The organism is Sphingomonas sp. PAMC26645 (assembly GCF_004795835.1).
Taxonomy (GTDB): Bacteria; Pseudomonadota; Alphaproteobacteria; order Sphingomonadales; family Sphingomonadaceae; genus Sphingomonas.
The window spans coordinates 1,546,138-1,572,493 of the sequence record NZ_CP039249.1 but is presented as its reverse complement, the minus strand read 5'-3'; the positions used below and the strand labels follow the sequence as shown (position 1 = coordinate 1,572,493).

The following is a 26,356-nucleotide window of genomic DNA, read 5'->3' as shown; positions in this document are numbered from 1 at the left end:
TACGTCAAGGAAACGCGCGCTCTAGACCATCGCGGCGCGGCGCTCAATTTTAATCCCGTCGGAGGGGGCGGCCGCCAGCACCGCCTGGCTAGATCCGCCACATCGGAAAGCCAACCCCGTTCCCCCGCGGGCGCGGGGGCCCAGCTAAACCAAATTTATCGCCCAAGATCCTGGGCCCCCGCGTTCGCGAGGGAACAGCAGTGTATTGAGACGAGAATCTTGGGAAACGGAGGCGAACCTCAAACCCGAACCAGTCCCTCGATCGCCGCCGTCTTCGCGCTCGCCGGAAACAGCGCGGCCATCGCGCGGGCAGGCTCGACGCCGAAATGCGATGAGACCGCGCCGCCGATGAACGCGTCGAGCTGCATCGTCGGCTTCAGATCGCGCGCCTCGTACAGAGCGGCGGGGGCGAGGCCGGGCCAGTCGGACACCACCCTGCCCCCCTTCACGGCGCCGCCGAAAAGCATCGCAGAGGTGCCGGTGCCGTGATCGGTGCCGCCGGTGCCGTTCACCGCTACCGTCCGTCCGAACTCGGTCGCGACCAGCACCATCGTGTCCGCCCATAACGGCCCCAGCCCCGCCTGTAGCGCCGCGACCATCGCATCGAGGCCCTTCAACTGCGCGGTCAGTCGGCCGCGTTGGCCGGTGTGCGTATCCCAGCCGCCGGTCTCGATCATCGCGATCCGTGCGCCGGTGTCGGGCTTGAGCAGCCGCGCGGCGAGCGCGCCGGTCGCAGCCGCATTGCGCCCGCCGTCCTGCGCGAGATCGCTGGTGAGTTGCCGCGTCGCCATCGCCTCGCTCCAAAGGCTGTGGAGTTGCTGGTCGCCGTCGTAGAGCATTGCGACGCGTTGCAGCAGGTCGTCGGACGCGTCGGGCAGGCTCGACGGCGCATAGGACGCCACCTCGCGCCGCCCCCGCAGCGCCATCGGCACGGTCGCCGCGACCGCGATAGCGCGCGCCTCGTCCGCCGGCAGCACGCCGAGCAGCCGGTTCAGCCAGCCGTCGCGGACCTGGTACGCACTCGCGCCCCCCGTCTCGAGCACGTTCTGGCCGTCGAAATGCGAGCGATCGCGGTAGGGCGAGGCGATCGCGTGCGCGAACAACGCCTGTCCCTGTTTATAGAGCCCGGCACTCGCGGTCATCGCCGGGTGCAGCGTGAACATGCCGTCGAGCTTCGCACCCGTTGCGAAGTCGGCCGCGAGATCGCCCCGTGCGCTCGCAAACGCCGGATCGCCGACCGCGCCGATCGTGCCGAGACCATCGGCCGCCCCACGCTGGATGATGAACACGAAGCGCTTGTCGGTCGCCGCCCGCGCGAAGGCGATGCGCGGCGCGAAGGCGGATGCCAGCACGCCGAGCGTACCGGTCGAGATAAAGGAACGACGGTCGAGCATGACTATCTCCGCAGCGATTCGGGGGCGACGAGCAGCAGCGCGAGCGCCTGTGCCGGGCTCTCCGCGCGTGACAGCCCCTGCGCGGTGGTGGGGCTAAGCGATGCGGGGAACAGGGTCGGCGCCAACGCCCGCGCATCGACTGGCCCAGCGCGTGCAGCGAACCGCTCCGCCGCCTCGACACGTCGCATGATCGCGTCGGGTCCGGCCCAGGCCGCGGCGACGTCGTCATACCCGATCGGCTGCCCCGGCTGCCAGATCGGCTGGCCAAGCTGGTTCATCATCCCCACCGTCACCCCGGGCTGGACCGTCGTCGTGCCGAGTGCGCGCTGGGTAGAGACATACCATTCCCATGGCGACTTGAACTTCACCGGCCGGGTCACCCACGCCTCGGGCGACGCAACCAGCGCGCGATAGAGCGTCGGCAGGTCGCCGCCCGATTTCAGGAAGGCCGTCTTCAGCCGCGCCACCATCGCCGGCGGTGGCGTATCGCCGGCAAAGTGCCGCGCGAGCTTGGTTGCGATGTGCGTCGCGGTCGCAGGGTGGACGGCAAGGTCGGAGAGAACCGCCTGTGCCTGCGCCTCCCCCGCCGCGGGATAGAGCTTGCCCATCACGGTCCGATCGCCAGGCTGGTGAACGTCGTCGAGAAACAGGAAGCTGCCCGCGCGCGAATCGTCCTGCACGCGCGCGCCGGGGCCACGACCGATGCCCGCGACCGTCCAGCCGGTCATCGCACGCGCGAATTCGGTGACGTCGGCCTGGCTGTAGCCACTACGGACGCCGAGCGTGTGCAACTCCATGATCTCGCGCGCGAGGTTCTCGTTCAGCCCGGTGCGCCGCTTGGTCTTCCGAACGGCGAACGGACTGTCCGGACCGATCGACACCGCCTGATCGAGATACAGCAGCATCGCCGGATGCCGCTCGACCGCGTTCAGCATGTCGGCGAACGTGCCGAGCACATGCGGGCGGATCGCCTCGAACTCCATCGGCCCGGCAAGCGCCATCACCTCGAACTTCTCGGTCGAAACCGCGAAATGGTTCGCCCAGAAATGCACGAGCCGCTCGACGAACGGCGCGTCGCCGGTGAACGCCGCCGTCGTTCGCGCCGCGACCGCCGCGCCGTAATCGTTGCGACTCTGCTTGCCGATGACTTGTCGCGCTTCCTGTCGTGCGGTTGCGCCTGGATCGATCGCCCCCGGCGCCATGGGGGCCTGAGCCATGCCGGAGGGTGCAACGCCCGGCGACACGGGTGCGGGGCTCATCGCGCCGGACATCGTTGGCACGGCAACCGCGGGTTTCCCGTTCATGCCGAGCGCGGCTTTCGCCGTGCGCGGACCGAATTGCGCCCTGATCGCCTTCTCCTGTGCGTAATAGGCGACGAGACCTGTCGAAATGCCCGCCGTGGCCGGCGCGCTCGCGATGACCGGCGGCCGCGGCTCGAACCGTTCGCACTGCGCCATCACCCACTTCGCCGGATCGCCGACGATAGTATCACCCGGCCTTGCGCCGAGGCCGAACCGATTGAGCGCGATACTGGAAGCAGACACGACATTTCTCCTTCGCGTTCGAATGTACGCGGCAAATGTCGTGGAAGTATGTCACCCGCCGCGCTGGTCGCATGCAGGGGGCCGTTCGTCGTTGCGGTTGATGCAATCGCGACGGATGGGTTTGCAATTGCAACTCATGCTGCACCGCAATATTTCACTGACTCGAGAGTTGGGTGGAGACCTGATCCGGCTCGACGCACTTCGGGAGATACGATCATGCGCACGACCATCAAGATCATCGCAGCAGCAGCGGCCGCCCTCACCTCGACGATCGGCATGGCCGCCGACGCAAAGCAGAGCTTCGTCCATGAGGGCAGCACGTACGTCTATACCTCGACGCAGGACCATGGCCGCCAAGTCATCGACGGCCGTCGCTATCCGTCGGGCCAGAAGTTCCACCTGATCGTTCGCGGCGACCGCGTATCGGGTGTCTCGGCCGGCGTCCCGGTCGCGTTCAAGACCAACGAGGCCAATGGCGCGGCTGGCGGCATCGCTTCGGTTACGCGTTGAGCTAGTAAATTGCAGCGGCGGTCGGATTTCGGTCCGGCCGCCGTTTTGCGTTTGGTTTCAAACACCCCCGTCATCCTGACGAAAGTCAGGATCCAGGGTAACGAGCGATGTCCCTAGTAACTCTGGATCCTGACTTTCGTCAGGATGACGGACGAGCGCAACAATGTGCCTGCTTCAAAACCCTTCGGGCAGGTCGATCGGGCCGACCAAGTCGCGGTAGCGCGATACCGCATACCGATCCGTCATCCCCGCGATGAAATCCGCGATATGCCGGCTGCGGTCGGGATCCTCGGTCGGCAGCCGCTCACGCCATTCCTCGGGGATCGTCAGCGGATCGTCATGGTAGACCGCGAACAGACCGGAGACGATCCCGTGCGCCGCATCCGCCGCCGCGAGCTGGCGCGGGTGATGATAGAGGTTGGCGTACATGAAGCGCTTCAGGTCGCGCTCGGCGTCGCGCATCTCGGGCGAGAAGCCGACCAGGCACTGGCCCGCATCGCGGACGTCGTCGACGCTGGTGACGCCGCTCGCCGCGATCCGCTGGCGCGTCTCGGCGATCAGGTCGTTGACCATCGTCCCGATCTGCGTGCGGACGAGTTCGCCGACCAGGCGCTTCGGGTCGATGTCGGGAAAGCGCCGCCGCACGTCGTCCCAGCCGCGAGCGACCAGAGGTACGGCCAGCATCTGGTCGAGCGTCAGCAGCCCGGCGCGCAGGCCATCGTCGATATCGTGATTGTCGTAGGCGATATCGTCGGCGATCGCCGCGACCTGCGCCTCAAGCGACGAGAAGCTAGTGAGCGCGAGACCGAACTCGGCATCCGCCGTCGCCAGCGCCCAGCCCGGATGCCGCACCGGTCCATTATGCTTGGCCAGCCCTTCGAGCGTTTCCCAGGTCAGGTTCAGCCCATTCCACAACGGGTAAGGCCGCTCGATCGTCATCAACGTGCGCAGCGTGTGGCCGTTGTGATCGAAGCCACCTTGGCCAGTAAGCGCCGCCTTCAGCGCATCCTCGCCGGCATGTCCGAACGGCGGATGGCCGATATCGTGCGCGAGACACAGCGCCTCGGTCAGGTCCTCGTTCAGCGCCAGCGTCCGCGCGATCGTTCGGCCGATCTGCGCGACCTCCAGGCTGTGCGTCAGGCGGACACGGAAATGATCGCCGTCGGGCGCCATGAACACCTGCGTCTTGTGGCGCAGGCGACGGAAGCTGATCGAGTGGATGATCCGGTCGCGATCGCGCTGGAAGGCATCGCGGGGCCCACGAACGGACCCGTTCTGTTCCCCGTGAAGTCGTCCTTGGCTGCGCGCCGGGTCCGATGCCCAGGGCGCGCGGTAGCTCACTTGGCCGGCAGCTTCGTGATGATTTCGCCCGGATCGCTGGTGAAGGTGAACGTCGGGACGCCTTCCTTGGCGAGCTGATTGACGAACGTGCGCGCCTCGGCATCGGTCTTGAACGGGCCGGCGAGCACGCGGTTGGTCGCCTTCCACGGTGCGGTCCAGCCGCCGCGAGCGCCGAACACGGTCGGTGCCTTGGCCTTCGCCTTCTTCCACGCCTTAGGCAGGTCGCCTTCGGTCGCGCCGGTCGACACCTGCACCCAGGTCCGCGCAGGATTGGCGCGGGCGATCCGCTTTTCCTCGGCCGCGGCCTTGTCGGCGGCAAGCTTCTCGGCGGCGGCAGCCTTCTTCTCGGCCAGCGCCTTCTTGTCGGCAATCGCCTTTTTCGCCGCGGCCTTCTTGTCGAGCGCCGCCTTCTTGTCGGCGGCGAGCTTGTCCGCGGCCAGCGTCTTGGCGGCGATCGCCTTAGCCGCTGCGTCGCGCTCGGTCTTGGCCTTCGCTTCGGCGAGCACGCGCTCGGAATCATCCGGGACGGGGATGGCGGCGGGGGTCACGACCGGTACGGGATGCATCGGCGCGACGTCGAGTTCGGACGCGGGGATCGACAGGCCCGCGACGATCCGCGCGAGGATCGAGTCTTCGCTCGCTGCCACCGCGTGGGTGCGTGGCGACGATGTGGCGGCTACCGGTGCGGGCGTGGACGAACTGGTGAAGCCGGGCGTCGGCGTCTCAGCGCTGGCGCTCTGCGTCGGGGCGACCTGCTGAACGGGCGCCTGCTGTATCGGAGTCGGTAGCGGCGAAACCGACGGCGCCGCCGTCGCCGACGCTGCGAGCGCATTTGCCGCGCGGGTCGGATCGGGTTTTGCTTGTCCCAGCGGGATCGCCGCCATCTGCGTGGCTACACTCTGCGGAAGCGTTCCCGTTGTCGATGGCGCCGGGACGGTACGGGCGACAGACAATGGGCTAGGCTGGATAGTGGCCGAGACTACCGAGTTCGTTTCCGCAGCCGGGTTGGTACGAGTGCTCTGAGCCGCAACGTTCGGTGCTGAATAGCTTGGTTGCGAAGGCTGAACAGTACGCGCCGGAAGTGGCTGCACCGTCTGCATCGGCGCTGCCGCGAGCTGGACGGGGGCGGCGTACGGGCTCCGAGCCGGAACCGCGGCGAGCGTACGTGGCGCGGTGGTCGTCGGCGGGACCGGTGCCGACGTCGTCACGGATACTGGTGTTGACGACGGTCGCGTCACCGCGGCCATCTGGACACGGTCTCGGCTCGAGTCGCGGTTCGAGCGGCGATCGCGCTTGTCCTTCTTGCCGGTTGTCGCAGCCACTGTGGGTTGCGGCGTTACGGCTGCCATCATTACCGGCGCGGTCGGATCTGCGGCTAGCATGCCCAAGGGTGGTGCCATCCGTGCATCCGCGAGGCGTGCCGGCGTTGCATGGACTTCGCCGAAATGGACTGCGAAGGCACGGTCGCTTGCCGGAAGGTTGGGCAGGCGCTGAAAGAAGGGTTGCAGGCCTTGCGCGGTGCCTGCGGGCATCATCGTGGTGGCGATCTTCTCGGCACCGGCGACGTCGCCGTTCATGGCGAGGATGAACGCGCGCGACCGCCATGCACCACGATCGCTCTTGAGCAGGAGCGGATTGAGCTGCTGGACCGCGAGCTCGGGCTTGCCCGAGATACCGAGCGACAGCGCATAGCGCCGCGTCGTCTCGTCGTCGGGCGCATCGCGGAGTGCCACGCGGTAGTCGCGCTGCGCCCGGTCCTGCTGGCCGATCAGGTCGTAGGCGAGGCCGCGATCGGCGGCGAAGTTGCGCGGATCGAGGCCGAGACCTTCCGCCTGCGCGTAATAGCGGAGCGCTTCGCCAGGTCGCTCGGACCGGACGAGGATCGATGCCATGCCCGCCTTGGCGCGACCATCGCGCGGGTTCACCTTTTCGGCGCGCGCGAACAGGGCGGCGGCACCGCTAAGATCGCCGAGGCCCATCGACAAGTCGCCGGCCTTGATCAGCGCGTCGATGTTGCGGGGGTTGCTCGCGAGCTGGCGCATCACGTCGCCGAGCTTGTCCGCATCGGTCGTGCCGGGGATCGCCTGGACGACGGCTTGCGCGGACGCGGCGGCTGGCACGGCCGCGAGCACGAGGGCCAGCGCGACGGTCAGGAGATGATGGGAGGACCGGGTCATGAGGATCATCTGTCTAGACGCCAGCCCGACCGAACCGGCAATGTCTCGCACGCATGTGCGCGGCGAACTGGGCTGGGGCGGCGACGAATGCAGGGTTTTGCGTACGCAAGCGCGGTAGCCCTGCTTGGCGTGCCCTCACCCTTCGCCGCCTTTGGCGTCTCTCCCTCTCCCGGTGGGAGAGGGATTTGAGCCGCGACCGTGTGGCCGTGAGGACGAACTTCCAGCAAAGTATTGAGGAGCTTCGGCTATTCCCGGCTTACTGGTTGTTCTGGCGATGCAGGAAGCGGGGGATGTCGAGCGGGTCCTGCGGAGCCGCCTCGCCGTCTTCCTTCGCAGCACCCCGTGCCGCGTTCGACATGCGCTCGAACAGCGTACCGCCGAGCTTCACGCGCGGTGCGGCCGGAACCGCCTCGGGGGCAGCTTCTGCACCCGGAGCGAGCCAGCGACGACGTGCACCACCTTCGTCAGCAGCCGGCGTCGGCACCGGAACAGCCGGCGCGATTGGCGCGCGAGCGGGCTGCACCGACGATGCCGAAGCCGGACGCGCGATCGGACCACGGCCGTAAGGCTCTTCGCCATAGGTGCGCGGCGCGGGCGCTGGCTGCGGAGCAGGAGCTACCGGAGCAGGCGCGGCCTGCGGCACGATCGTCTCGGTACCGAGCACCAGCTCGTCATCCGACTTCGACGCCGATGGCTCGACTTCCGACGACGCGTTCAGGTCGAGCGGCTCTTCGTCGGCGGACGAAGCAGCAGGCGCGGCCGACGAAGCGGCAGGCTCGCTCGGACGGAACGAGGTGTTCTCGTCGGTCTTGCGCGATCCGAAGCTGAACGAGCGGGTCGGCTCGGGTGCAACTTCCGGAGGACGCGCATCGGCGTCGATCCCGGTCGCGACGACCGAGACGCGGATCTTGCCCTCGAGCTCCTGGTTGAACGCCGAGCCCCAGATGATGTTCGCATCGGGATCGACCAGGTCGCGGATGTGATTCGCGGCTTCGTCGACTTCGAGCAGGCGCATGTCGTCGCCGCCGGTGATCGAGATGATGACGCCCTTCGCGCCGCGCATGCTGACGCCTTCGAGCAACGGGTTCGAGATCGCCTTCTGCGCGGCCTCAAGCGCGCGGTTGTCGCCGCTTGCCTCACCGGTGCCCATCATCGCCTTACCCATCTCCTGCATCACCGAGCGGACGTCGGCGAAATCGAGGTTGATGAGGCCCGGCATCACCATCAGGTCGGTGATGCTGCGGACGCCCTGCTGGAGCACCTCGTCCGCCATCGTGAACGCTTCCTTGAAGGTCGTGTTCGCGTTGGCGATGAGGAACAGGTTCTGGTTCGGGATGACGATCAGCGTGTCGACGTACTTCTGCAGCTCGTCGATGCCGCCCTCGGCCGACTTGGCGCGACGATTGCCCTCGAACGCGAACGGCTTGGTCACGACACCGACGGTCAGGATGCCCATGTCGCGCGCCGCCTTGGCGATGACCGGCGCTGCGCCCGTCCCCGTGCCGCCGCCCATGCCGGCGGTGATGAAGCACATGTGCGCGCCCTCGAGCATCTTGGCGAGCTGGTCGATCGTCTCTTCGGCGGCCGCGCGACCGATCTCGGGACGGCTACCGGCGCCGAGACCTTGCGTGATCTTGGTGCCGAGCTGGATCCGCTGCGGTGCGGTCGACTGCTTCAACGCCTGCGCGTCGGTGTTCGCCACGAGGAAGTCGACGCCCTGGACGTCGGCCCGCATCATGTTTGCGATCGCGTTGCCGCCCGCGCCGCCGACGCCGATCACCGCGATGCGGGGGGCCAGATCGTCCACTTCGGGACTAAGGAATTCGATGCTCATCGCCGTTCTCCGCACAACCCGGTAGATACGCTACGGCCGGGCCCCTGATTAATCTGTGTGCACCAACGTCACGGCCTGTTCCAGCCGAAATAACGCCAGCGCCCTCGAAACTCTTAATAATTCGCGCGTGCCGCCTGAATCAACTTGCGCATCATGCCCATACCCTTTGGCCGATGCACCGTCGTCCGCTGTGGCGCGAGCCCGCGCAGGTCGATCGGGTTGGTCGCCGCATAGAAGGCCAACCCCGCTAGCGTCGCGAACGCCGGTCCGCCATGCGCTTCCGGCAGCGCGGTCAGACCACGCGGTCGACCGATCCGCACCGACCGCCCGAGCGCCTGTTGCGCATAGTCGGCGATGCCCTTCAGTTCGGCACCGCCGCCGGTCAGCACGACCTGACGCCCGACCGGCCCCTCGAACTTCAGCTTGGTGAGCGCGTTGCGCACTTCACCCATCTGATGCTCGAGCCGCTGGCGGATCACGCCAATCAGCTGCGCCTTGGTGATCTGCGCACCCTCGCCCGCGCCGTCCTCCGCAGAGATCGGCATGACCGGGATCATGTCGTGATTGTCGCGAGGGCTGGCGTTGGCCGACCCGTGGAAGCACTTCATTCGCTCGGCATTCTGCCGCCGCGTCCCGAACGCGCTGGCGATGTCGTCGGTAATGTCCTGCGCACCGATCGGGATCGAGGTCAGCCCGACCAGCATGCCCCCTGCGAACAGCGACACGTTGGTGATCCCCGCCCCCATCTCGACCAGCGCGACGCCAAGCTCGCGCTCCTCGTCGCTCAGGCACGCCAAGCCCGTCGCAACCGGCGAGGCGATAATCGACTTCACTTCGAGATGCGCCGACCGCACGCAGAGATCGAGGTTCCGCACCGGCGAACCGTCCGCCGCCACGACATGGATATGCACACCGAGCCGATCGGCATGCAGACCGAGCGGCGTCTTCACCCCCGTCAGCCCGTCGAGCGTATAGAGCGCCGGCTGCGCGTGCAGCACCATGCGCCCCTGCGGATCGATCGAGTTGCGCCCCGCGGCGAGCAACGCATCGATATCCTGCTGTTCGACGCGGTGGCCGCCAAGCTCGAACTCGACCTCGGCGACATCGGACACGAGACCGCCGGCCGAGAACCCGACCCAGACATTCTCGATGTTGATCCCCGCGATCCGTTCGGCCTGCTCGACCGCCTCGCGCACCGCCGCTTCGGTCGTCGCCATATCGGCGATATAGCCGCGCTTGACGCCCCGGCTCTCGCGCTGGCCGGTGCCGAGCACGATCAGCTCGCCCCCGTCCCCCTTCTGCGCGATCATCGCCGAAACCTTCGACGACCCGATATCGAGCGCCGTGATCAGCCCTTCCGGTGCCACCTTCGCCATGTCATCCCTCCCCGCCCGTTACGTTCGCGCCCGCCGTTTGCGACGGAGTATTCGTAGTATCGCCCGTTGCCGGCACGCTCGCCCCCGCGCTCGCAGGTGCCGGCACGTCGACGCTGTGCGCCAGGCTCGCGCCCGGTTTGCGCGCGACCAGCTTGGTCGGATCGCGCATGTCGAACCGGATCCAGCCGCGCCCCAGCAGCGGCCTCGCGCCATCCAGTTCGGCGAACTTCACCAGCGCGCGCGGCGCACCGTCTTCCGGCAGTGCCAGCGTCTCGCCGCTCTCGAAGGTAAGATCCCAGCGTCGATTGCCGACCCAGGTCGCCGCCTTCACGCGCGGCTTCAGCGCCGGCGCGGCGGCGAGCAGCGTCTGGTACGACGCCTCCTGCCGATCCGCGCCCGGCCCGATCACCAGCGGCAAATTCGGGATCGCATCGGGCTGCACCGGCTCCAGCAGCACGCCCGACGAGTCGATCAGCGTCAACTGCCCATTGTCCTGCCACACCGCGGCGGGCGTGCGCTCGACGATATCGACCAGCATCGTGTTGGGCAGCCGCCGCGACACGTGCGCGTCCGCGATCCAGCCATAGCGCAGCAGTTTCTGGCGCACCGCCTCCAGGTCGACCGACAACATCGACGTCTGGTTCTGCTTGTCCTCCAGCGCGACCGCATAGACCGACATCCGGTCCATCCGCTTGAGGCCCGTCACCTCGATCTGCTCGACCTTGAAGCCCGCGCGCCCGGCACCCTCGGCCACCGCCGCACCGATCATGCCCGGAATGCCGACCCACGTCGCCGCCGCGATGGCAACCGCACCGCCCGCGCCGAGGATCGACCACGTCGCGATTTTCCGGAGCGTGTCCTCGCTGACCGGGAGCATCCCGACCAGCCGGTCCATCACCGACACCTTCTTGACCGCGACCTTCCGGCGCGGGGCGGGCCGCTTGGGCGGCGGACCGCGCTTGATCGTGCGGCTCATGGGACCCCGTTTTTAGTAGGGGGATGGTCCTGAAGCGCCTCGTCGACGATCGCCTGCACCAGCTCGGCATAGCTCATGCCGATATGCCGCGCCTGTTCGGGAACGAGGCTCAGCGGCGTCATCCCCGGCTGCGTGTTCACCTCGAGCAGGAACAGCCCGTCGACACCGCGCTCGTCATCCCAACGGAAGTCCGACCGCGACGCACCCTTGCAGCCGAGCAACCGATGCGCTTCGAGCGCGAGGCTCTTGCAGGCGTCGGTGATCTCGTCGGGGATTTCGGCCGGACAGACGTGGACCGTCATCCCATCGGTGTATTTCGCGTCGTAATCGTACCAGCCGCTCTTGGGCTTCAACTCGGTCACCCCAAGCGCCTTGCCGCCGAGCACCGCGGTCGTCAGTTCACGCCCACGGATATAGGGCTCGGCGAGCAGTTCCTCGAACTCGCCCCACGGTCCGACGCTGTCGCGCGCGATCGGATTGCCGTAATTGCCGCTGTCGGTAACGATCGCCACGCCGACCGAGGAACCCTCGTTGACCGGCTTCAGCACATACGGCCGCGCCATCGGATCGCCCTCGAACAGCTCCGCCGACTTGACGATCCGCCCGCCCGGCATCGGTACGCCGGCGGGGACGAGCAGCAGCTTGGTCAGCACCTTGTCGATCGCGATCACCGACGTAGCGAGCCCCGAATGCGTGTACCGCAATCCCATCAAGTCAAGCAGCCCCTGCACCGACCCATCCTCGCCCGGCGTCCCATGCAGCGCGTTGAACACGAGATCGGGCTGAGCCTCGGCGAGCTTGGCGGCAACATCCCGCCCCATATCAATCCGCGTAACCCGGTGCCCCAGCGACTCCAGCGCATCCGCACAGCCGTTACCCGACATCAGCGAAACCTCACGCTCCGCCGACCAGCCGCCCATGAGCACCGCGATGTGAAGTGGCGATGTCATAGCCTTGTCCCCTCCGGGGAGAGGGTTGGGTGAGGGGCAGTTCCAGACGCAGCACTGCTTGGCTGCCCCTCACCCCGACCCTCTCCCCGAAGGGGAGAGGGAGCAGCGATGCCAACCCGCTGGATTTCCCATTCCAACGTCACCCCCGAATGCGCCTTCACTCTGTCCCGTACCTCTTCACCCAGCGCCTCGATCTCCGCGCTCGACGCGGACCCGAGGTTCAGCAGGAAATTGCAATGCTTCTCGCTGACCTGCGAATCGCCGCGAGTCAGCCCCCGACACCCGGCCGCGTCGATCAACGCCCACGCCTTGTGTCCCTCGGGATTCTTGAACGTCGACCCACCCGTGCGCGAGCGGAGCGGCTGCGAAGCCTCGCGCTCGGCGGCAATGCGATCCATCTCCGCACCAATCACGGCAGGCTCGCCGGGCGTGCCGGAGAATACCGCTTCGACCACGACGGCGCCAGTCGGCAGGTCAGAATGGCGGTAGGTGAACCCGAGGTTTTCAGCGGACCAAGTCTCGACCGAACCGTCGCGCGTGACAACGGTAGCCTCGACCAGAATATCGCTGACATCGCGACCATAAGCCCCCGCGTTCATCCGAACCGCTCCGCCGACAGTACCCGGTATCCCACGCAGAAACTCAAGCCCGGCAATCCCAGCATCCCGCGCGGCACTGGCAACGGTAATCCCCATCGCCCCTGCGCCTGCTCGAACGCGCCCGTCCTCAACAGAAACCTTCGCCATAGCCTTGGGAAGCCGCACGACGACCCCCGGCACGCCGCCATCGCGCACGATCAGGTTTGAGCCGACCCCGACTGGAAGCACTGGCGTGGAAGAGTCGAGGTCCCGCAAATACGCAGCCAGATCGTTCGCCGTATCGGGGCGGACCAGGGTCTCCGCCGACCCACCAGTCCGAAACCATATGAAAGCCGCCAGCGAAGCCCCCGTCTCGACCTTGATTCCCCTCCCGCTTGCGGGAGGGGTTAGGGGAGGGACTGGCATAGCCGCGCCCGTGCCGTCAGAAGAGGCCACAGCCCCTCCCCCGACCCCTCCCGCAAGCGGAAGGGGAGCAGAAGCGCGACCACTCACGCCAGCACCTTCGCGCGCTCGACCGCAATCGCATCGGCCAACCCAGCCGCCCACTTCGTAATGTCGCCAGCCCCCAGGCAAACGACCATGTCGTCCGCCTCGACAGTCGCCGCAAGCTCCACCGCCAGCGCATCCGCATCCGCAACCACACCAGCAAACCGGTGCCCACGCCGCTTCAACCCCTCGACCAGCGCCGCCGCGTCGACACCCTCCACAGGCGCCTCACCCGCGGCGTAAACCGGCGTCACCAACACCCGGTCCGCATCGTTGAACGCAGTCTGGAAATCCTCCATCAGATTGCCCAACCGCGAGTAACGATGCGGCTGCACGACCGCGATCACGCGTCCCTTCACGCCCTCGCGAGCCGCCGCCAAGACGGCGCGGATCTCGACCGGGTGATGCCCGTAATCGTCGATGATCGTCACACCGTCCACTTCGCCGACGTTGGTGAACCGCCGCTTCACGCCGCCGAACTTGGCAAACCCCTGCTGGATCGTCGCATCCGCGATCCCGAGTTCCAGCGCCACGCCGATCGCCGCCAGCGCGTTCTGCACGTTGTGCCGCCCCGGCATCGGCATCTCGATTCCCGCAATCGTCCGCGTCGCGCCATCACGTTCGCGCACCACGCAATCGAAGCGATTGCCGCCCGGGATCGGCGTGACCTCGACGCCGCGCACATCCGCCTGCGCCGAGAAACCGTACGTCACGACCCGCCGATCACGCACCCGCGGCAGGATCCCCTGCACCTCCGGGTGATCGAGACACAGCAGCGCGGCGCCATAGAACGGCACGTTCTCGACGAACTCGACGAACGCATCCTTCACCGCGTCGAACGAGCCGTAATGATCGAGATGCTCGGGATCGATGTTGGTCACCACCGCGATCGTGCCGTCGAGCCGCAGGAAGCTGCCGTCGCTCTCATCCGCTTCCACGACCATCCAGTCGCTCGCACCCAGTCGCGCGTTCGAGCCGTACGAGTTGATGATCCCGCCATTGATGACCGTCGGATCGACCCCGCCCGCATCGAGCAACGCCGCCACCATCGACGTCGTCGTGGTCTTCCCGTGCGTACCGGCAACCGCAACGGTGGACTTCAACCGCATCAGTTCGGCCAGCATTTCCGCGCGCCGCACGACCGGCACGCGAGCATTCAACGCCGCCTCGACCTCGGGGTTCGAGCGCACGATCGCGGTCGACACGACCACCACCGCGGCATCGCCGATGTTCGACGCGGCGTGGCCGATCGCCACCGGAATGCCCTTGTCGCGCAACCCCTGCACGACATAGCCCTCGGCCACGTCCGACCCCTGCACGCGGTAGCCGAGGTTCTTCATCACCTCGGCGATGCCCGACATGCCGATCCCGCCGATCCCGACGAAGTGGATCGTGCCGATATCCGTTGCGACGCCCTTCATGCGAACTGCGCCTTGGGCTTGGAGGGCGCGCCCACCGGAATGCGCGACAATGGCGCATCCAGGCTCTCGACCAGATCGGCGAGATCGCTCGCCGCATTCGGCCTTCCGCAACTCCGCGCGCGGCCCGCCGCATTCTGCAACGCCGCCGGATCGAGCCCTAGTTTCTGCATCTGCTTGGCCAGTTCCACTGCGGTAAAGTCTCCCTGCGCGATCGTCCGCGCGCCGCCCGCCCGCGTGATCTCGCGCGCGTTCGCGGTCTGGTGGTCGTCGGTCGCACCCGGCAGCGGTACCAGGATCGCAGGGCGCCCAGCCGCGGTCAGCTCCGAAATCGTCGACGCCCCCGCGCGTGCGATCACCAGATGTGCCCACGCCAGTTGCTCGGGCATATCGGGGAGATATGTCGCCAGCTCGGCAGGGATGTGATGCTCGGCGTATTTGGCGCGGACCGCATCGATATCCTCGATCCGCGCCTGATGAGTCACCTGCAACCGCCGCCGGAACGTCACCGGGAGCATCGCCAGACCGTCGGGCACGACCTGAGACAGGATGCTCGCCCCCTGGCTGCCGCCGGTCACGAGCACGCGAAAGATGCCGTCTTCCTCCAGCAGCGGATACGGCCGCGAGCGCAGCGCCAGCACCGCCTCCCGCACCGGATTGCCGACCAGATGCGCCTTCCCCAGCAGCTTCGGCGCGAGGCGCTCGGTCGGCTCGGACGAGGTCGCGATCGCGTCCACGCGCCCCGCGACGAACCGGTTCACGCGCCCCAACACCGCATTCTGCTCATGCACCGCGGTCGGGATCTTGTCCGCGAACGCCGCCAGCAGCGCGGGCAACGCAGGGTATCCGCCAAAGCCGATCACCGCAGCCGGCTTGAACGTCCGGTATAGCTCGCGCGCCATCGCCCGACCGCGCCACATCTCCCGCGTCGCTCTCGCCCAACCCAGCGGCCCGCCGGTAAAGCGTCCGGCCGGCAGGACATGCGTCTGAATATCCTCGAACAGCCCCGGAAAGCGCACGCCCCGCGCGTCGCTGACCAGCGCGACGCGGTGGCCACGCTTGGTCAGTTCGGCCGCGAGCGCCGCCGCCGGAACCATGTGTCCGCCCGTGCCACCGGCGGCCAGGACATAATGCTTACTCATTCACCACTCCAGCGGACGACATAGGGGCTCCGCGTGAGAAACGGATTGCGCCGGGTAAACGCCAGCAGCAACCCCATGCCGACCGACAACGCGATCATCGACGACCCGCCATAGCTGATGAACGGCAGCGTCATACCCTTAGACGGCGCGAGGCCGGTGTTCACCGCCATGCTGACCAGCGCCTGCGCCCCGAACTGCGTTGCGAGGCCGGCGGAGGCGAGCAATTTGAATTCGTCCTGCTCGTCCAGCAGCTTGACGAATACACGCACCACGATCGCAAGGAAAATCACCGCGATCACCGAACACGCGATCAGCCCGAATTCCTCGCCGATCACCGAGAAGATATAGTCGGTATGCGCCTCGGGCAGCCCGAACTTCGCCGCACCCGCGCCCGGCCCCGTCCCGGTCCAGCCACCCGCGGTCAGCGTATTATGCGCCGCATTCGTCTGGAAATGGTCGCCTGCACCCTCGCCCTCGACGCCCGGAAACAGGAACGCATCGATCCGCGACCGCGCCACGCCGTAGAAGACATAGGCGGCAACCAGCCCCGCCGGCGCCATCGCGACGAGTCCGAGCATCACCTTGGCCGGCGTCCCCGCGATCATCAGCAGCGCCATCCAGACCGAGCAGAAGATGATCGTCTGGCCGAAATCGGGTTGCAGCATCAGCAGCACCGCGACGCCCGCGGTCATCGCGCCGGTGATCAGCACCGTCGGCAGCTCGGCATCCTTCGCGCGCAGCGACAACAGCCAAGCGACGGTAACGATGAACAGGGGTTTCAGGAACTCGGAAGGCTGGAACTGCGCGAACCCGACGCCGAGCCAGCGCCGTGCGCCATTCGCCTCGACCCCGACGAACGGCGTCACCATCAGCATCAGCACGAACACCGCGCACCCGCCGATCGCCAACCGCCTAGCCATCGCCACCGGCATCATCGACACGCCGAACAGCACCGGCAGCGACACACCGACCCACATCAACTGCCGCCAAAAATAGTAGAGCGGCGTGATCTTGTGGTGCTCGCCCGAATAGCGAACCGCGCTGGCCGGCGACGCCGCCGCAACCGCGATCAGGCCGATCGCGATCAGGAACAGCGTCAGCAACAGCAGCATCCGGTCGATATCCCAGAACCACGTGCCGAGCGGCGACTGATCGCCCCGCCCGCCGCGCCGCTTCATCTTGGCGACGATGCTGGTCTTCGGTGTGCCCATATCGCCCCTAACGTCGATCCTTCCAGCGCGGATATCGGTCATGCCAGCGACTCCACCGAAGCGCGGAACGCGGCCCCGCGCGCTTCATAATCGCGAAACTGGTCGAAGCTAGCACAGGCGGGGGATAACAAAACAGTGTCGCCGGGCTTGGCGTTTGCGGCGGCAGTACGGACCGCTGCGTCGAGCGTGCCGACGTTCTCGACGGGCATGGAGCCCTTCAGTATTTCGGCGAACTTCGGGCCAGCCTCACCGATCGTGTAGGCGTGGACGACGTGACCGAAGGCGGGCTTGCAGGCGTCAAGGTCGTCCCCTTTCGCGCGGCCGCCGACGATCCAGTGAACCCGGTCGAACGCAGCCAAAGCCGGCGCAGTGCTCTCGGGATTGGTCGCCTTGCTGTCGTCGACATAGGCAACGCCGCCGTACGAGGCGATCTGCTCCATCCGGTGCGGCAGGCCGGTGAAACTCGTGAGGCCGCGGTCGATATCGACCTCACTCACACCCAGCGCCTTGACCACGGCGATCGCGGCGAGTGCGTTCTGGGCGTTGTGCGGGCCTTGGAGCGTCGGCCAGTTGCTCTGATCCATGCACACGCCCGGGGCGATCTTGGTGAGGTGCTCGCCCTTCGCCGACAGCCCGCGCGCGATCTCGGCGGACGGCGTATCGCCAATGCCGATGACCGCGTCATGCTCGGCCGACTGCATCGCGAACAGCCTCGCCTTGGACGCGGCATAGCCGTCGAAGCCGTCATACCGGTCGAGATGATCCGGCGTGATGTTGAGCAACACCGCGACGTCGCAATCGAGCGTCTGCGTCAGGTCGATCTGGTAGCTCGACAGTTCGAGCACGTAGACGCCGCCCTCGGGGAGCGCATCCTGCTCGAGGATCGGCAACCCGATGTTGCCGCCCATCAGCGTGGGGATGCCGGCGGTCTTGAGGATGTGGTGGACGAGTGCGGTGGTGGTGGACTTGCCATTGGTGCCGGTAATGCCGACGACCTTGTGCGGGGGGAGGTCCGCACGGGCTTGGGCAAAGAGCTCGATATCGCCGATCACGGGGACGCCCGCGGCGCGCGCGGTTGCGGCTAGCGGATGCGTGTTCAACGGCACCCCCGGCGATACGACCAAAGCGTCAAAGCCCGAGAGATCATCGAGCGGCGCGACTTCTAAAAGCCCTCTCCCCTCCGGGGAGAGGGTTGGGTGAGGGGCTGTTCCAGGCGCAGCATTGCTAGGCTGCCCCTCACCCCAACCCTCTCCCCGCAGGGGAGAGGTAGCAAAGACAGCACGCTTCGACTCGTCGGAATCCCACGCAACGACCTGCGCTCCGCCAGCCACCAACGCCCGCACAGTCGCAGCGCCCGACCGCGCCAGTCCCAGCACCGCATAGCGTTTCCCGCGCCAGGCCTGCGCAACAATCACCGCAGCTTCAACGTCGAGAGACCGACCAGCGCCAGCACCAGCGCAATGATCCAGAAGCGGATCACCACCGTCGCTTCGGCCCAGCCGAGCTGTTCGAAATGATGGTGGATCGGCGCCATCCGGAACACGCGCTTGCCGGTGCGCTTGTAGAAGAACACCTGGATGATCACCGACAGCGCCTCGATCACGAACAGCCCGCCAATGATCCCCAGCACGATCTCATGATGCGCGACGACCGCGATCGTCCCCAGCGCGCCGCCCAAAGCCAGCGACCCGGTATCGCCCATGAACACCGCCGCCGGTGGCGCATTGAACCACAGGAACGCGAGCCCCGCGCCGACGATCGCCCCGCAGAATATCGCCAGTTCACCCGCGCGAGGGACATGCGGAATACCGAGATAATCCGCGAACTTGACGTTCCCGACCAGGTACACGATTACCATGAACGCGACGCTGGCGATGATCACCGGCATCGTCGCCAGCCCGTCGAGCCCGTCGGTCAGGTTCACCGCATTGCCGAACGACACGATCGTGAACGCCGCGAACACCGGGAAGAACCAGCCGAGATCCAGATACATGCGCGACGTGAACGGCAGATACAGATGCGGCCCGTTCTGCGACATGATGATCGTCGCGGCGACGCCGGCGATGATGAATTCGAGCAGCAACCGCGTGCGCCCGCTGATCCCCGCGGTGCTCGCCTTGCGCACCTTATCATAGTCGTCGAGGAACCCGATCGTGCCGAAGCCGAGCGTCACGAACAGGCACGCCCAGACATACGGGTTGCTCAGGTCCATCCACAGGAAGATCGCGAGGCACATCGAGGTCAGGATCATCAGCCCGCCCATCGTCGGCGTCCCGCGCTTCGACAGATGCGACTGCGGGCCGTCGGCGCGGATCGGCTGGCCCTTGCCCTGCCGCACGCGCAGCCAGCCGATGAACTTCGGCCCGATGATCAGGCCGATGATCAGCGCGGTCGCCACCGCGCCACCGGTCCGTACCGTCTGATAGCGGATGAGGTTCAGCAGGCCGGGAAACCCCAGATGCTCGGCGAGCCAGTACAACATTCAGTTAATCCCGCCTTTGAGGCCAGCCTGGAGACCCGCTACGACGCGCGCGAGGCCAACCCCGTTCGATCCCTTGACGAGCACGACATCGCCGGGCGCCAGGATCGTCCGTAACGTCGCGAGCGCGGCCGCAGCGTCGCCCACATGGACGGTTTCGATCTGTCCCTCAAGCACCTGCGCTAGCGGTGCCATCGCTTCACCGACGAGCAGCGCCATTTCGACGCGCGCGGCGAGGATCGGCTCAGCGAGTCCAGCGTGATAGTCGTTGGAGACCTCGCCCAGTTCGCGCATTTCACCGAGTACCGCGACGTGGCGGCCGGGTTCGTGGCCGAGGACGCTTAGCGTCGCGCGCATCGAGGCGGGGTTGGCGTTGTAGCTCTCGTCGATCACCAGCGCCTGGCCTTCGCCGACGGTCACCAGCGACCGTGCACCGCGACCTTGCAGGCCACCGAGTTCGGCCAGCGCGAGGCCGGCGAGTCCCAGATCACTGCCGGCCGCCTGCACGCAGGCCAGCACGCCAAGCGCATTGGACACCCAGTGCGCGCCGGGCTGCGCGATCGTGAAGCTCAGTTCGTGCTCCGCCCCCTGCCCCATCCGCGCGGTGACGAACGTCCCACCGGTCGGCAGCCGCATCGCCTCGATCGCGCGGACATCGGCACCCTTTTCGCTGCCGAACGTCACGATGTGCGCCGCATGCGGAGCGGTATGGCCGAGCAGCCGCTCACGGTGAGGGCTGTCGTAGGGGACGATCGCCGTTCCGTCCGGTTCGAGGCCCGCGAAGATCTCCCCCTTGGCATCGGCGATCGCGCTTTCGTCGGGGAAGAACGCGGTATGCGCAGGCGCGATCGCGGTGATCATCGCGATGTGCGGCCGCACGAGTTGGGTCAGCTCGGCAAGCTCACCGGCGTGGTTCATCCCCATCTCGAACACACCGAACTTCGCGTCGCGCGGCATGCGGGCGAGGCTGAGCGGGACGCCGGTGTGGTTGTTGTAGCTTTTGACCGAGCGGTGCACGTCGCCGGGTGCGGCGCGGTCGAGGCAGGCGAACAGCGCTTCCTTGGCGCTGGTCTTGCCGACGGAGCCGGTGACGCCGATGATCTTCGCTCCGCTCCGAGCCCGGCTCGCCCGCCCAAGCGCCTGCAACGCGATGAAACTGTCCCCAACGAGGACGTGCGGGTGGTCGCAAGGCTCGGACACGATCGCCCCTGCCGCACCTTGTGCGAAGGCCTGGTCGAGGAAGAGGTGCCCATCGCTAGCCTCGCCCTTCATCGCGACGAACAGGTCACCGGGGCCGACTTCACGCGAGTCGAACGCAACGCCAGTGACGGCGAAGTCACCAGACGCCACACCACCGGTAGCGACAGCGATCTCCGCGGAAGTCCACAAGCTCACTGCTCCCCTCCCGCTTGCGGGAGGGGTCGGGGGAGGGGCTGACCAAACAGAGCGGACGCCAGTACGTACGTCGCGCCCTCCCCTAGCCCCTCCCGCAGGCGGGAGGGGAAAGAAGACATCGCCGTCCTCACGCCGCGCACTCCCGCGCTACGGTCACGTCGTCGAACGGCAAGACCATGTCGCCGACGATCTGTCCCTGCTCATGCCCCTTGCCGGCGATCAACACGATATCCTCGGGCCCAGCCTCGCGCACCGCGGAGCCGATCGCCGCCCGCCGGTCACCGATTTCCTCAGCCCCCCGCGCACCCTTCAGGACGTCGCAGCGGATCGCCCGCGCGTCCTCGGTCCGGGGGTTGTCGTCGGTCACGATCACGCGGTCGGCGTGTTGCACCGCAACCTGACCCATCGTCTCGCGCTTGCCAGTGTCCCGGTCGCCGCCGGCACCGAATACGACGATCAGCTTGCCGCCAGCATGCGGCTTGAGCGCAGCGATTGCTGCTTCGAGAGCGTCGGGCGTGTGCGCGTAATCCACGTACACCGGCGCACCCGACTTCGCGATCACGGCGCGTTCCAGCCGCCCGCGGACCGGCTGCAACCGCGCGAGATTGGCGATCGTCGCGGCCACATCGCCGCCTGTGGCAATTACCAACCCGGCCGACACCAACGCGTTCGCCGCCTGGTAGGCGCCGATCAGTGGCAAGGTGACCTTGTACGTCTGGCCGTCAGCCTCGATCGTCAGCCCCTGCCCGAGCAAAGTCGGATCGCGGCCCACGAGCCGCAAAGTCTCGCCTTGCGTCCCAACCGTGATCAGCCGGTTGCCGCGCTCGCGAGCCAGGTCAATCACGCGTGCCGATTGAGGATCGTCGGCCCAGACTACCGCCGCACCATCCGTCGAAAGTACTTCCGAGAACAGCCGGATCTTGGCAGTGAAATACGCCGCCATATCGCCGTGGTAATCGAGATGATCGCGGCTGAGGTTCGTGAACGCCGCGGCGGCCACCTTCAGCCCCTCGGTCCGATACTGCGTCAGCCCGTGGCTCGACGCTTCGAACGCGAGGTGAGTCACGCCTTCACGCGCGAGCCCCGCCACATTCGACAGGAACGTCACCACATCCGGCGTGGTCAGCCCGGTCGTCACACGCTCGTCGGCCGTCGTAACCCCCAGCGTCCCGATCGATGCCGCATGAAACCCGGCCATCCGCCACAACTGCCGCGTCATCTCGACGCACGACGTCTTCCCGTTCGTCCCGGTGATCGCCACCGACGTTTCGGGAAACGGCGCGAAGAACTTCGCGGCGAGTTGCGCGAACCGCTCGCGGGGGTTGTCATCGGCAATGTAGGTGGCGCCCTCGACCGTCAGTCCCGGCCGAGCCACCACCGCGATTGCGCCCGAGCGAATCGCGTCATCGATATAGTCCTCGCCGTTGACGCGCGCGCCTTCGAATGCGCCGAACACCGTGCCCGGCGCGACCTTGCGGTGATCGATCGCGAACCCCGTCACCTGCGCCTCTTCCGTCCCGTCGGTCAGCGCTGCGAGTTTCATGCAATAGTCCTCATTGCCCGGTCGGCTGTGTACGCGACGGGTCCTGCCACAAAGTCGGCAGGATGTCAGACACGTCGATGTCGCGGTGCGCATCGGGCACCACGCCCAGGATCGCCCCGACGCGCGAGATCGTCCGGCCCACCACCGGCGCGGTATTCCACGCCGCGGTCTTCCACCCGGCGGTTTCCTTCGTGCCGAGCGGTGAATCGAGCATCGCCAGCACGACATAGCGCGGCGCATCCATCGGGAATGCCGCGGCAAAGGTCGCGACGTTGCGCGAATGATCGTAGCCGCCGGACACCGCCGCCTCGGCCGTCCCGGTCTTGCCGCCGACGCGGTAGCCCGGCGCATCGCCCTTGCGACCCGTACCGCGCTGCACGATCAGCCGCAGCATCTGCCGCATCCGCGCGCTGGTCTGCTCGCTAATCACCCGACGCCCCGCAACCGCGTGCCCCGGCGCGACCTTCAGCAACGTCGCCGGCCGCCAGATCCCGCCATTGACCAGCGCCGCATACGCGCTCGCCAGATGCAGCGGGGTCACCGCGATGCCGTGGCCATAGGCAGTGGTCATCGTCGTCGTCCGCGCCCAGTATTTCGGCCACAACGGACGGCCCTTCTCGCGCAGTTCGATATCGGGCTTCGTATCAAAGCCCAATTTCTTGAACATCGCCTGCATCTTCGCGGGCCCGACCTCGTCGGCCACACGGGCGGTGGCGATGTTGGACGAATAGATCAGCGTCTCGGCCATGTTGAGCCAGCGCTTCGGATCGCCGCGCTCGTCATGGATCGTGAAGCGCCCGACCTGAAGCGGATGCGTCGCGTCGAAACGCCGCGCGAACGATGTGACGACACCCGTGTCCATCGCGGTCGCCATCGTGATCGGCTTGAACGTCGAGCCAAGCTCGAACACGCTCTGCGTCGTGATGTTGCGAAGCTGTTCGCTGCCCGACATGCCGACGCGGTTGGGGTTGAAGGTCGGCAGCGAGACCATCGCGATCACCTCGCCGGTCGCCACGTCGAGGACGATACCGCCAGCGCCGCGTGCCGAAAACGTCGTCATCGCGCGGCCGAGTTCGCTCTCCATCGCTGCCTGGACGCGGTTGTCGAGCGACAGCGCGACCGGCGTACCGTTGAGCGCCGGGTTGGTCAGCCGCTCGTCGAGCACGCGCTCCATCCCGCTCATGCCGTGGCCCGCGGTCGACAGGAAGCCGAGCGCATGCGCCGCCATCGTCGACTGCGGGTACAGCCGCTGCGTATCGCGGTCGAACACGATCGCCGGCTCGCCGATCGCATTGACCTGCTCGACCAGCGCCGGCGATGCGCGCCGCTGGAGATAGATGAAGCTCTTGCCCGACGTCAGCAGCGAATAATAATGCGCCTGGTCGCCCGCCTCGGGCATCAACGCGGCGAGCTTGCTGGCGATCTCGGTCGGATCGCCGATCAGCTTCTTCGGGTGCACCGCGATCGTCCACGCATCGATCGTCCGCGCGAGCGGCGCACCGTTACGATCGACGATGTCGCCACGCGCCGCGATCGCCGCCGAGCGCGCCTGCGGATCGGCGAGCGACGCCTGCACCGCCAGCATCCCGAGCCGTCCGACCACTACCAGCACCGCTGCTCCGAACAGGAACATCAGCATCATCAGGCGCGTGTGCGCCGTCGCCACCAGTGCATGACGCTGGTTGGCGCTACGTTGCTGCGATACGGGCCGGGCGACCAAGGCGGTCACCGCCGCTTACGGCTCTCGGAGCGCGCGCCGCTCATGATGTCACCCAGCGTCGTGTCGGACAGCAGCTTGCGGTCGAGCATCGCGACTGCCTGCGGGCGGACCTTCGCGACAGCGGCGAGGCGCTCGGTCTTGGCGGCGCGGACCAATGCGGCCTCGGCCGAGCGCGGCGTCGATACCGAGGCGCGGATCACGACCGGCTTGAGCGCGGTCTTCGACGCAGCCTGGATCGCGACGTTCATCGCACGCGGTGCGCTAACCTGCGCCATCTGCACTGGAGCAACAGGGACAAGTTTCACGACTGGCGGAGCGGCAGTGACCGGGACGATCGACGTGGAGATGACGGACCCCGCCCCCGACGGCACCAGCAGCGCGGCGGTCTGGACCCCGTCCGCGCGCAGGCTGTTGACGTCGAGCGCCGCGAGCGCGGCCTCGCTCACGACGAACTGGCCCGCCGTCGGTGCCGACAGTGCCAGCGTATCGCCATTCCAGCGCTCGAGCTGGGCCAGATTGCCCCGCGTGTCGAACTCGGTTTCCAGCGCGCGGATGTCGCGCTGCGCCGAGCGGATCTGACCATTGACCGCCTCCAGCTTCTTGCGCTCGGCGGCGACCTGCAGCGACACGAGGTAGAAACCGAGCACGACGGCCACGCAGCCCCCGAACCAGCCCACACCCTTCATCCGATACGCCGCCGTCATGTCGTCACCTCTTCCGTCCAGGGTTGCGCGGAGGTCCGCCGCGCCGTCCGTAATGTCGCCGAGCGCGCGCGCGGGTTGCGTGCGATCTCGGCCTCGCCGGCGCGAACACCGCGGCCGACATGAGAAAAACTAGGTTCCGCAACGGCTTTCACCTGCGGAAGATGACGCGAACCTGAAGGCGACCCACCAGAGCGCGTGCGCAGGAAGCGCTTCACCATCCGGTCCTCGAGGCTGTGGAACGTCACGATCGCGAGCCGACCACCGGGCTTCAGCACGCGTTCGGCCGCCAGCAGCCCGTCGGCGAGTTCGCCAAGCTCGCGGTTCACGTGGATCCGGATCGCCTGGAACGCGCGCGTCGCGGGGTCCTTCTTGTCGTGCGCCTTATAGCCGAGCGCGCGGCGGACGATGTGCGCCAGCTCGCCGGTCCGCGTCAGCGGGCGCGCCGCGACGATCGCGCGCGCGACACGCCGCGACTTGGGCTCGTCGCCATATTGATAGAGCACGTCGGCGATCTCGTTCTCATCCGCTTCGTTGACGAAGTCCGCCGCCGACATGCCGGCCTGCGCCATCCGCATGTCGAGCGGGCCGTCCGACTGGAACGAAAAGCCGCGCTCGGCTTGGTCGAGTTGCATCGACGACACGCCGATATCGAGCGTCACGCCGTCCACCGGGGCGAGGCCACGCGATTCCAGTTCGGACGCCATCGCCGAGAAGTCCGCGGCGATCAGCGTGAGGCCTTCTTCGGCTTCTTCCATCGCGCGACCATTGGCAATCGCGTCTGGATCGCGGTCGAACGCGACGATCCGCGCGCCCGACTTGAGCAACGCCAGCGTGTAGCCGCCCGCACCGAACGTGCCGTCGACCATCGTCTCGCCGGGCTCAGGGGAAAGCGCGGCCAGGACTTCGTCGAGGAGTACCGGGATGTGCGGTGCGTCGGGGTTGCTCACAGCTGAACCCCCTTCTCGGCCATGTAGAAGCGCGCCATCTCCTTGACGACGGGGGGCATGCCGTCGGTGGCGATCAGCGTCGCGGGGTCCCAGATCTCGATGTAGTCGAGCACGCCGTAGAAGAACGCATGCCCCTTGATGCCCGCATAGAAGCGCGGGAACGCCGGCATGATGAAGCGACCGGAGCCGTCGAACGGCACCGCTTCGCCGGACGCGGCGGCGCGCTTGATGTTGTAGTCGTACTCGCCGTTCTCGGACGTGTTCTCGGATTCGCGGCGATCGAGGCGCTCGGCGAGAATGTCGACGTAACCGGGATCGTACGCGACCAGGCAGCGATTCTTCTGATGCGCGCCGATGATGATGGTCCCGCCGTCCTTGCCGTTCGCCTTGGGCGCATTTGCCGAGAGCGTGGTGCGGAGCGCCGAGGGGATGGCTACCCGGCCCTTGTCGTCGACAAGGCCGATACCGTCTCCTTGATAGCGACCCCGTACCGACACGCCAAAACCCTTCGAACTGGCGCGCACGCTTCACCGCTTCGAAAAGCAGCCATCGCTACGTTTCGACCGCGTTTTCAGCGAACGATGAAAATGCCCCTGTATTAACCTCCATC

The 26,356-nt window shown here is 67.1% G+C and carries 21 protein-coding genes; 1 reads left to right on the top strand and 20 read right to left on the bottom strand.

Annotated features, from left to right (window positions below; translation table 11 throughout):
• Positions 1–239: 239 nt before the first annotated feature.
• Both E5673_RS07365 and E5673_RS07360 read right to left on the bottom strand, forming a co-directional pair.
• Entirely contained in the window at positions 240–1,394 is a 1,155-nt protein-coding gene (locus tag E5673_RS07365; protein WP_136189477.1) for a DUF1501 domain-containing protein, read from the bottom strand.
• Positions 1,395–1,396: 2 nt separating this feature from the next.
• Positions 1,397–2,938 (bottom strand): DUF1800 domain-containing protein, encoded by a 1,542-nt coding sequence (locus tag E5673_RS07360; protein WP_136189476.1) that lies wholly within the window; start codon positions 2,936–2,938, stop codon positions 1,397–1,399.
• Positions 2,939–3,154: 216 nt separating this feature from the next.
• On the opposite strand from E5673_RS07360, the gene E5673_RS07355 reads away from it, so the two are divergent.
• A complete protein-coding gene (locus tag E5673_RS07355) occupies positions 3,155–3,448 on the top strand; it encodes a hypothetical protein (RefSeq protein ID WP_056060211.1) in 294 nt (97 codons plus the stop codon).
• 174 nt (positions 3,449–3,622) lie between these two features.
• Here E5673_RS07355 and E5673_RS07350 read toward each other — a convergent pair whose 3' ends face one another.
• From E5673_RS07350 to E5673_RS07265, 18 genes are all read right to left on the bottom strand, one after another.
• Positions 3,623–4,789 carry a deoxyguanosinetriphosphate triphosphohydrolase gene (locus tag E5673_RS07350; protein WP_136189475.1) on the bottom strand — a complete coding sequence of 389 codons (1,167 nt, stop codon included), beginning with the start codon at positions 4,787–4,789 and terminating at the stop codon, positions 3,623–3,625.
• On the bottom strand, positions 4,786–6,966 hold the full coding sequence (locus E5673_RS07345; protein WP_136189474.1) for an SPOR domain-containing protein: 2,181 nt from the start codon (positions 6,964–6,966) through the stop codon (positions 4,786–4,788). Before E5673_RS07345 ends, E5673_RS07350 begins: the two co-directional genes overlap by 4 nt.
• 256 nt (positions 6,967–7,222) lie before the next feature.
• Positions 7,223–8,800 (bottom strand): cell division protein FtsZ, encoded by a 1,578-nt coding sequence (gene ftsZ, locus E5673_RS07340; RefSeq protein ID WP_136189473.1) that lies wholly within the window; start codon positions 8,798–8,800, stop codon positions 7,223–7,225.
• A 113-nt stretch (positions 8,801–8,913) separates the two neighbouring features.
• Entirely contained in the window at positions 8,914–10,176 is a 1,263-nt protein-coding gene (gene ftsA, locus E5673_RS07335) for a cell division protein FtsA (RefSeq protein WP_056051322.1), read from the bottom strand.
• A 1-nt stretch (position 10,177) separates the two neighbouring features.
• Entirely contained in the window at positions 10,178–11,152 is a 975-nt protein-coding gene (locus tag E5673_RS07330) for a cell division protein FtsQ/DivIB (protein WP_136189472.1), read from the bottom strand.
• On the bottom strand, positions 11,149–12,102 hold the full coding sequence (locus tag E5673_RS07325; protein WP_136189471.1) for a D-alanine--D-alanine ligase: 954 nt from the start codon (positions 12,100–12,102) through the stop codon (positions 11,149–11,151). The genes E5673_RS07330 and E5673_RS07325 overlap by 4 nt, the downstream gene beginning before the upstream one ends.
• On the bottom strand, positions 12,099–13,106 hold the full coding sequence (murB, locus tag E5673_RS07320) for a UDP-N-acetylmuramate dehydrogenase (protein ID WP_136189470.1): 1,008 nt from the start codon (positions 13,104–13,106) through the stop codon (positions 12,099–12,101). The genes E5673_RS07325 and murB overlap by 4 nt, the downstream gene beginning before the upstream one ends.
• Before the next feature lie 83 nt (positions 13,107–13,189).
• Positions 13,190–14,608: a UDP-N-acetylmuramate--L-alanine ligase gene (gene murC / locus E5673_RS07315; protein ID WP_136189469.1), complete on the bottom strand. Its 1,419-nt coding sequence runs from the start codon at positions 14,606–14,608 to the stop codon at positions 13,190–13,192.
• Positions 14,605–15,747, bottom strand: coding sequence for an undecaprenyldiphospho-muramoylpentapeptide beta-N-acetylglucosaminyltransferase (murG, locus tag E5673_RS07310; RefSeq protein ID WP_136189468.1), 1,143 nt, complete (start codon positions 15,745–15,747; stop codon positions 14,605–14,607). Before murG ends, murC begins: the two co-directional genes overlap by 4 nt.
• Positions 15,744–16,925 carry a putative peptidoglycan glycosyltransferase FtsW gene (locus E5673_RS07305; protein WP_136191396.1) on the bottom strand — a complete coding sequence of 394 codons (1,182 nt, stop codon included), beginning with the start codon at positions 16,923–16,925 and terminating at the stop codon, positions 15,744–15,746. Before E5673_RS07305 ends, murG begins: the two co-directional genes overlap by 4 nt.
• Positions 16,926–16,996: 71 nt before the next feature.
• On the bottom strand, positions 16,997–18,373 hold the full coding sequence (murD, locus tag E5673_RS07300; RefSeq protein WP_136189467.1) for a UDP-N-acetylmuramoyl-L-alanine--D-glutamate ligase: 1,377 nt from the start codon (positions 18,371–18,373) through the stop codon (positions 16,997–16,999).
• Positions 18,370–19,440 carry a phospho-N-acetylmuramoyl-pentapeptide-transferase gene (gene mraY, locus E5673_RS07295; RefSeq protein ID WP_056051331.1) on the bottom strand — a complete coding sequence of 357 codons (1,071 nt, stop codon included), beginning with the start codon at positions 19,438–19,440 and terminating at the stop codon, positions 18,370–18,372. Before mraY ends, murD begins: the two co-directional genes overlap by 4 nt.
• A complete protein-coding gene (gene murF / locus E5673_RS07290) occupies positions 19,441–20,832 on the bottom strand; it encodes a UDP-N-acetylmuramoyl-tripeptide--D-alanyl-D-alanine ligase (protein WP_136189466.1) in 1,392 nt (463 codons plus the stop codon). It abuts the gene before it with no gap.
• 127 nt (positions 20,833–20,959) lie between these two features.
• Positions 20,960–22,375: a UDP-N-acetylmuramoyl-L-alanyl-D-glutamate--2,6-diaminopimelate ligase gene (locus E5673_RS07285; protein WP_136189465.1), complete on the bottom strand. Its 1,416-nt coding sequence runs from the start codon at positions 22,373–22,375 to the stop codon at positions 20,960–20,962.
• A 10-nt stretch (positions 22,376–22,385) separates the two neighbouring features.
• Complete coding sequence (locus E5673_RS07280; RefSeq protein WP_056060247.1) at positions 22,386–24,104, bottom strand: penicillin-binding protein 2; 1,719 nt, start codon at positions 24,102–24,104, stop codon at positions 22,386–22,388.
• Positions 24,101–24,799, bottom strand: a complete 699-nt coding sequence (locus tag E5673_RS07275) for a hypothetical protein (protein WP_136189464.1) — start codon at positions 24,797–24,799, stop codon at positions 24,101–24,103. Before E5673_RS07275 ends, E5673_RS07280 begins: the two co-directional genes overlap by 4 nt.
• Positions 24,796–25,746 (bottom strand): 16S rRNA (cytosine(1402)-N(4))-methyltransferase RsmH, encoded by a 951-nt coding sequence (gene rsmH, locus E5673_RS07270; protein WP_136189463.1) that lies wholly within the window; start codon positions 25,744–25,746, stop codon positions 24,796–24,798. The genes E5673_RS07275 and rsmH overlap by 4 nt, the downstream gene beginning before the upstream one ends.
• A complete protein-coding gene (locus E5673_RS07265) occupies positions 25,743–26,270 on the bottom strand; it encodes a division/cell wall cluster transcriptional repressor MraZ (RefSeq protein WP_247599619.1) in 528 nt (175 codons plus the stop codon). The genes rsmH and E5673_RS07265 overlap by 4 nt, the downstream gene beginning before the upstream one ends.
• Between the last annotated feature and the right edge of the window lie 86 nt (positions 26,271–26,356).

Excerpts from the sequence above, each read along its gene's own strand:
- E5673_RS07365 (WP_136189477.1), bottom strand. The coding sequence starts at position 1,394 with ATGCTCGACCGTCGTTCCTTTATCTCGACCGGTACGCTCGGCGTGCTG.
- E5673_RS07355 (WP_056060211.1), top strand. The coding sequence starts at position 3,155 with ATGCGCACGACCATCAAGATCATCGCAGCAGCAGCGGCCGCCCTCACC.
- E5673_RS07345 (WP_136189474.1), bottom strand. The coding sequence starts at position 6,966 with ATGACCCGGTCCTCCCATCATCTCCTGACCGTCGCGCTGGCCCTCGTG.
- ftsZ (WP_136189473.1), bottom strand. The coding sequence starts at position 8,800 with ATGAGCATCGAATTCCTTAGTCCCGAAGTGGACGATCTGGCCCCCCGC.
- ftsA (WP_056051322.1), bottom strand. The coding sequence starts at position 10,176 with ATGGCGAAGGTGGCACCGGAAGGGCTGATCACGGCGCTCGATATCGGG.
- E5673_RS07330 (WP_136189472.1), bottom strand. The coding sequence starts at position 11,152 with ATGAGCCGCACGATCAAGCGCGGTCCGCCGCCCAAGCGGCCCGCCCCG.
- E5673_RS07325 (WP_136189471.1), bottom strand. The coding sequence starts at position 12,102 with ATGACATCGCCACTTCACATCGCGGTGCTCATGGGCGGCTGGTCGGCG.
- murB (WP_136189470.1), bottom strand. The coding sequence starts at position 13,106 with ATGCCAGTCCCTCCCCTAACCCCTCCCGCAAGCGGGAGGGGAATCAAG.
- murC (WP_136189469.1), bottom strand. The coding sequence starts at position 14,608 with ATGAAGGGCGTCGCAACGGATATCGGCACGATCCACTTCGTCGGGATC.
- murG (WP_136189468.1), bottom strand. The coding sequence starts at position 15,747 with ATGAGTAAGCATTATGTCCTGGCCGCCGGTGGCACGGGCGGACACATG.
- E5673_RS07305 (WP_136191396.1), bottom strand. The coding sequence starts at position 16,925 with ATGAAGCGGCGCGGCGGGCGGGGCGATCAGTCGCCGCTCGGCACGTGG.
- mraY (WP_056051331.1), bottom strand. The coding sequence starts at position 19,440 with ATGTTGTACTGGCTCGCCGAGCATCTGGGGTTTCCCGGCCTGCTGAAC.
- E5673_RS07285 (WP_136189465.1), bottom strand. The coding sequence starts at position 22,375 with ATGAAACTCGCAGCGCTGACCGACGGGACGGAAGAGGCGCAGGTGACG.
- E5673_RS07275 (WP_136189464.1), bottom strand. The coding sequence starts at position 24,799 with ATGACGGCGGCGTATCGGATGAAGGGTGTGGGCTGGTTCGGGGGCTGC.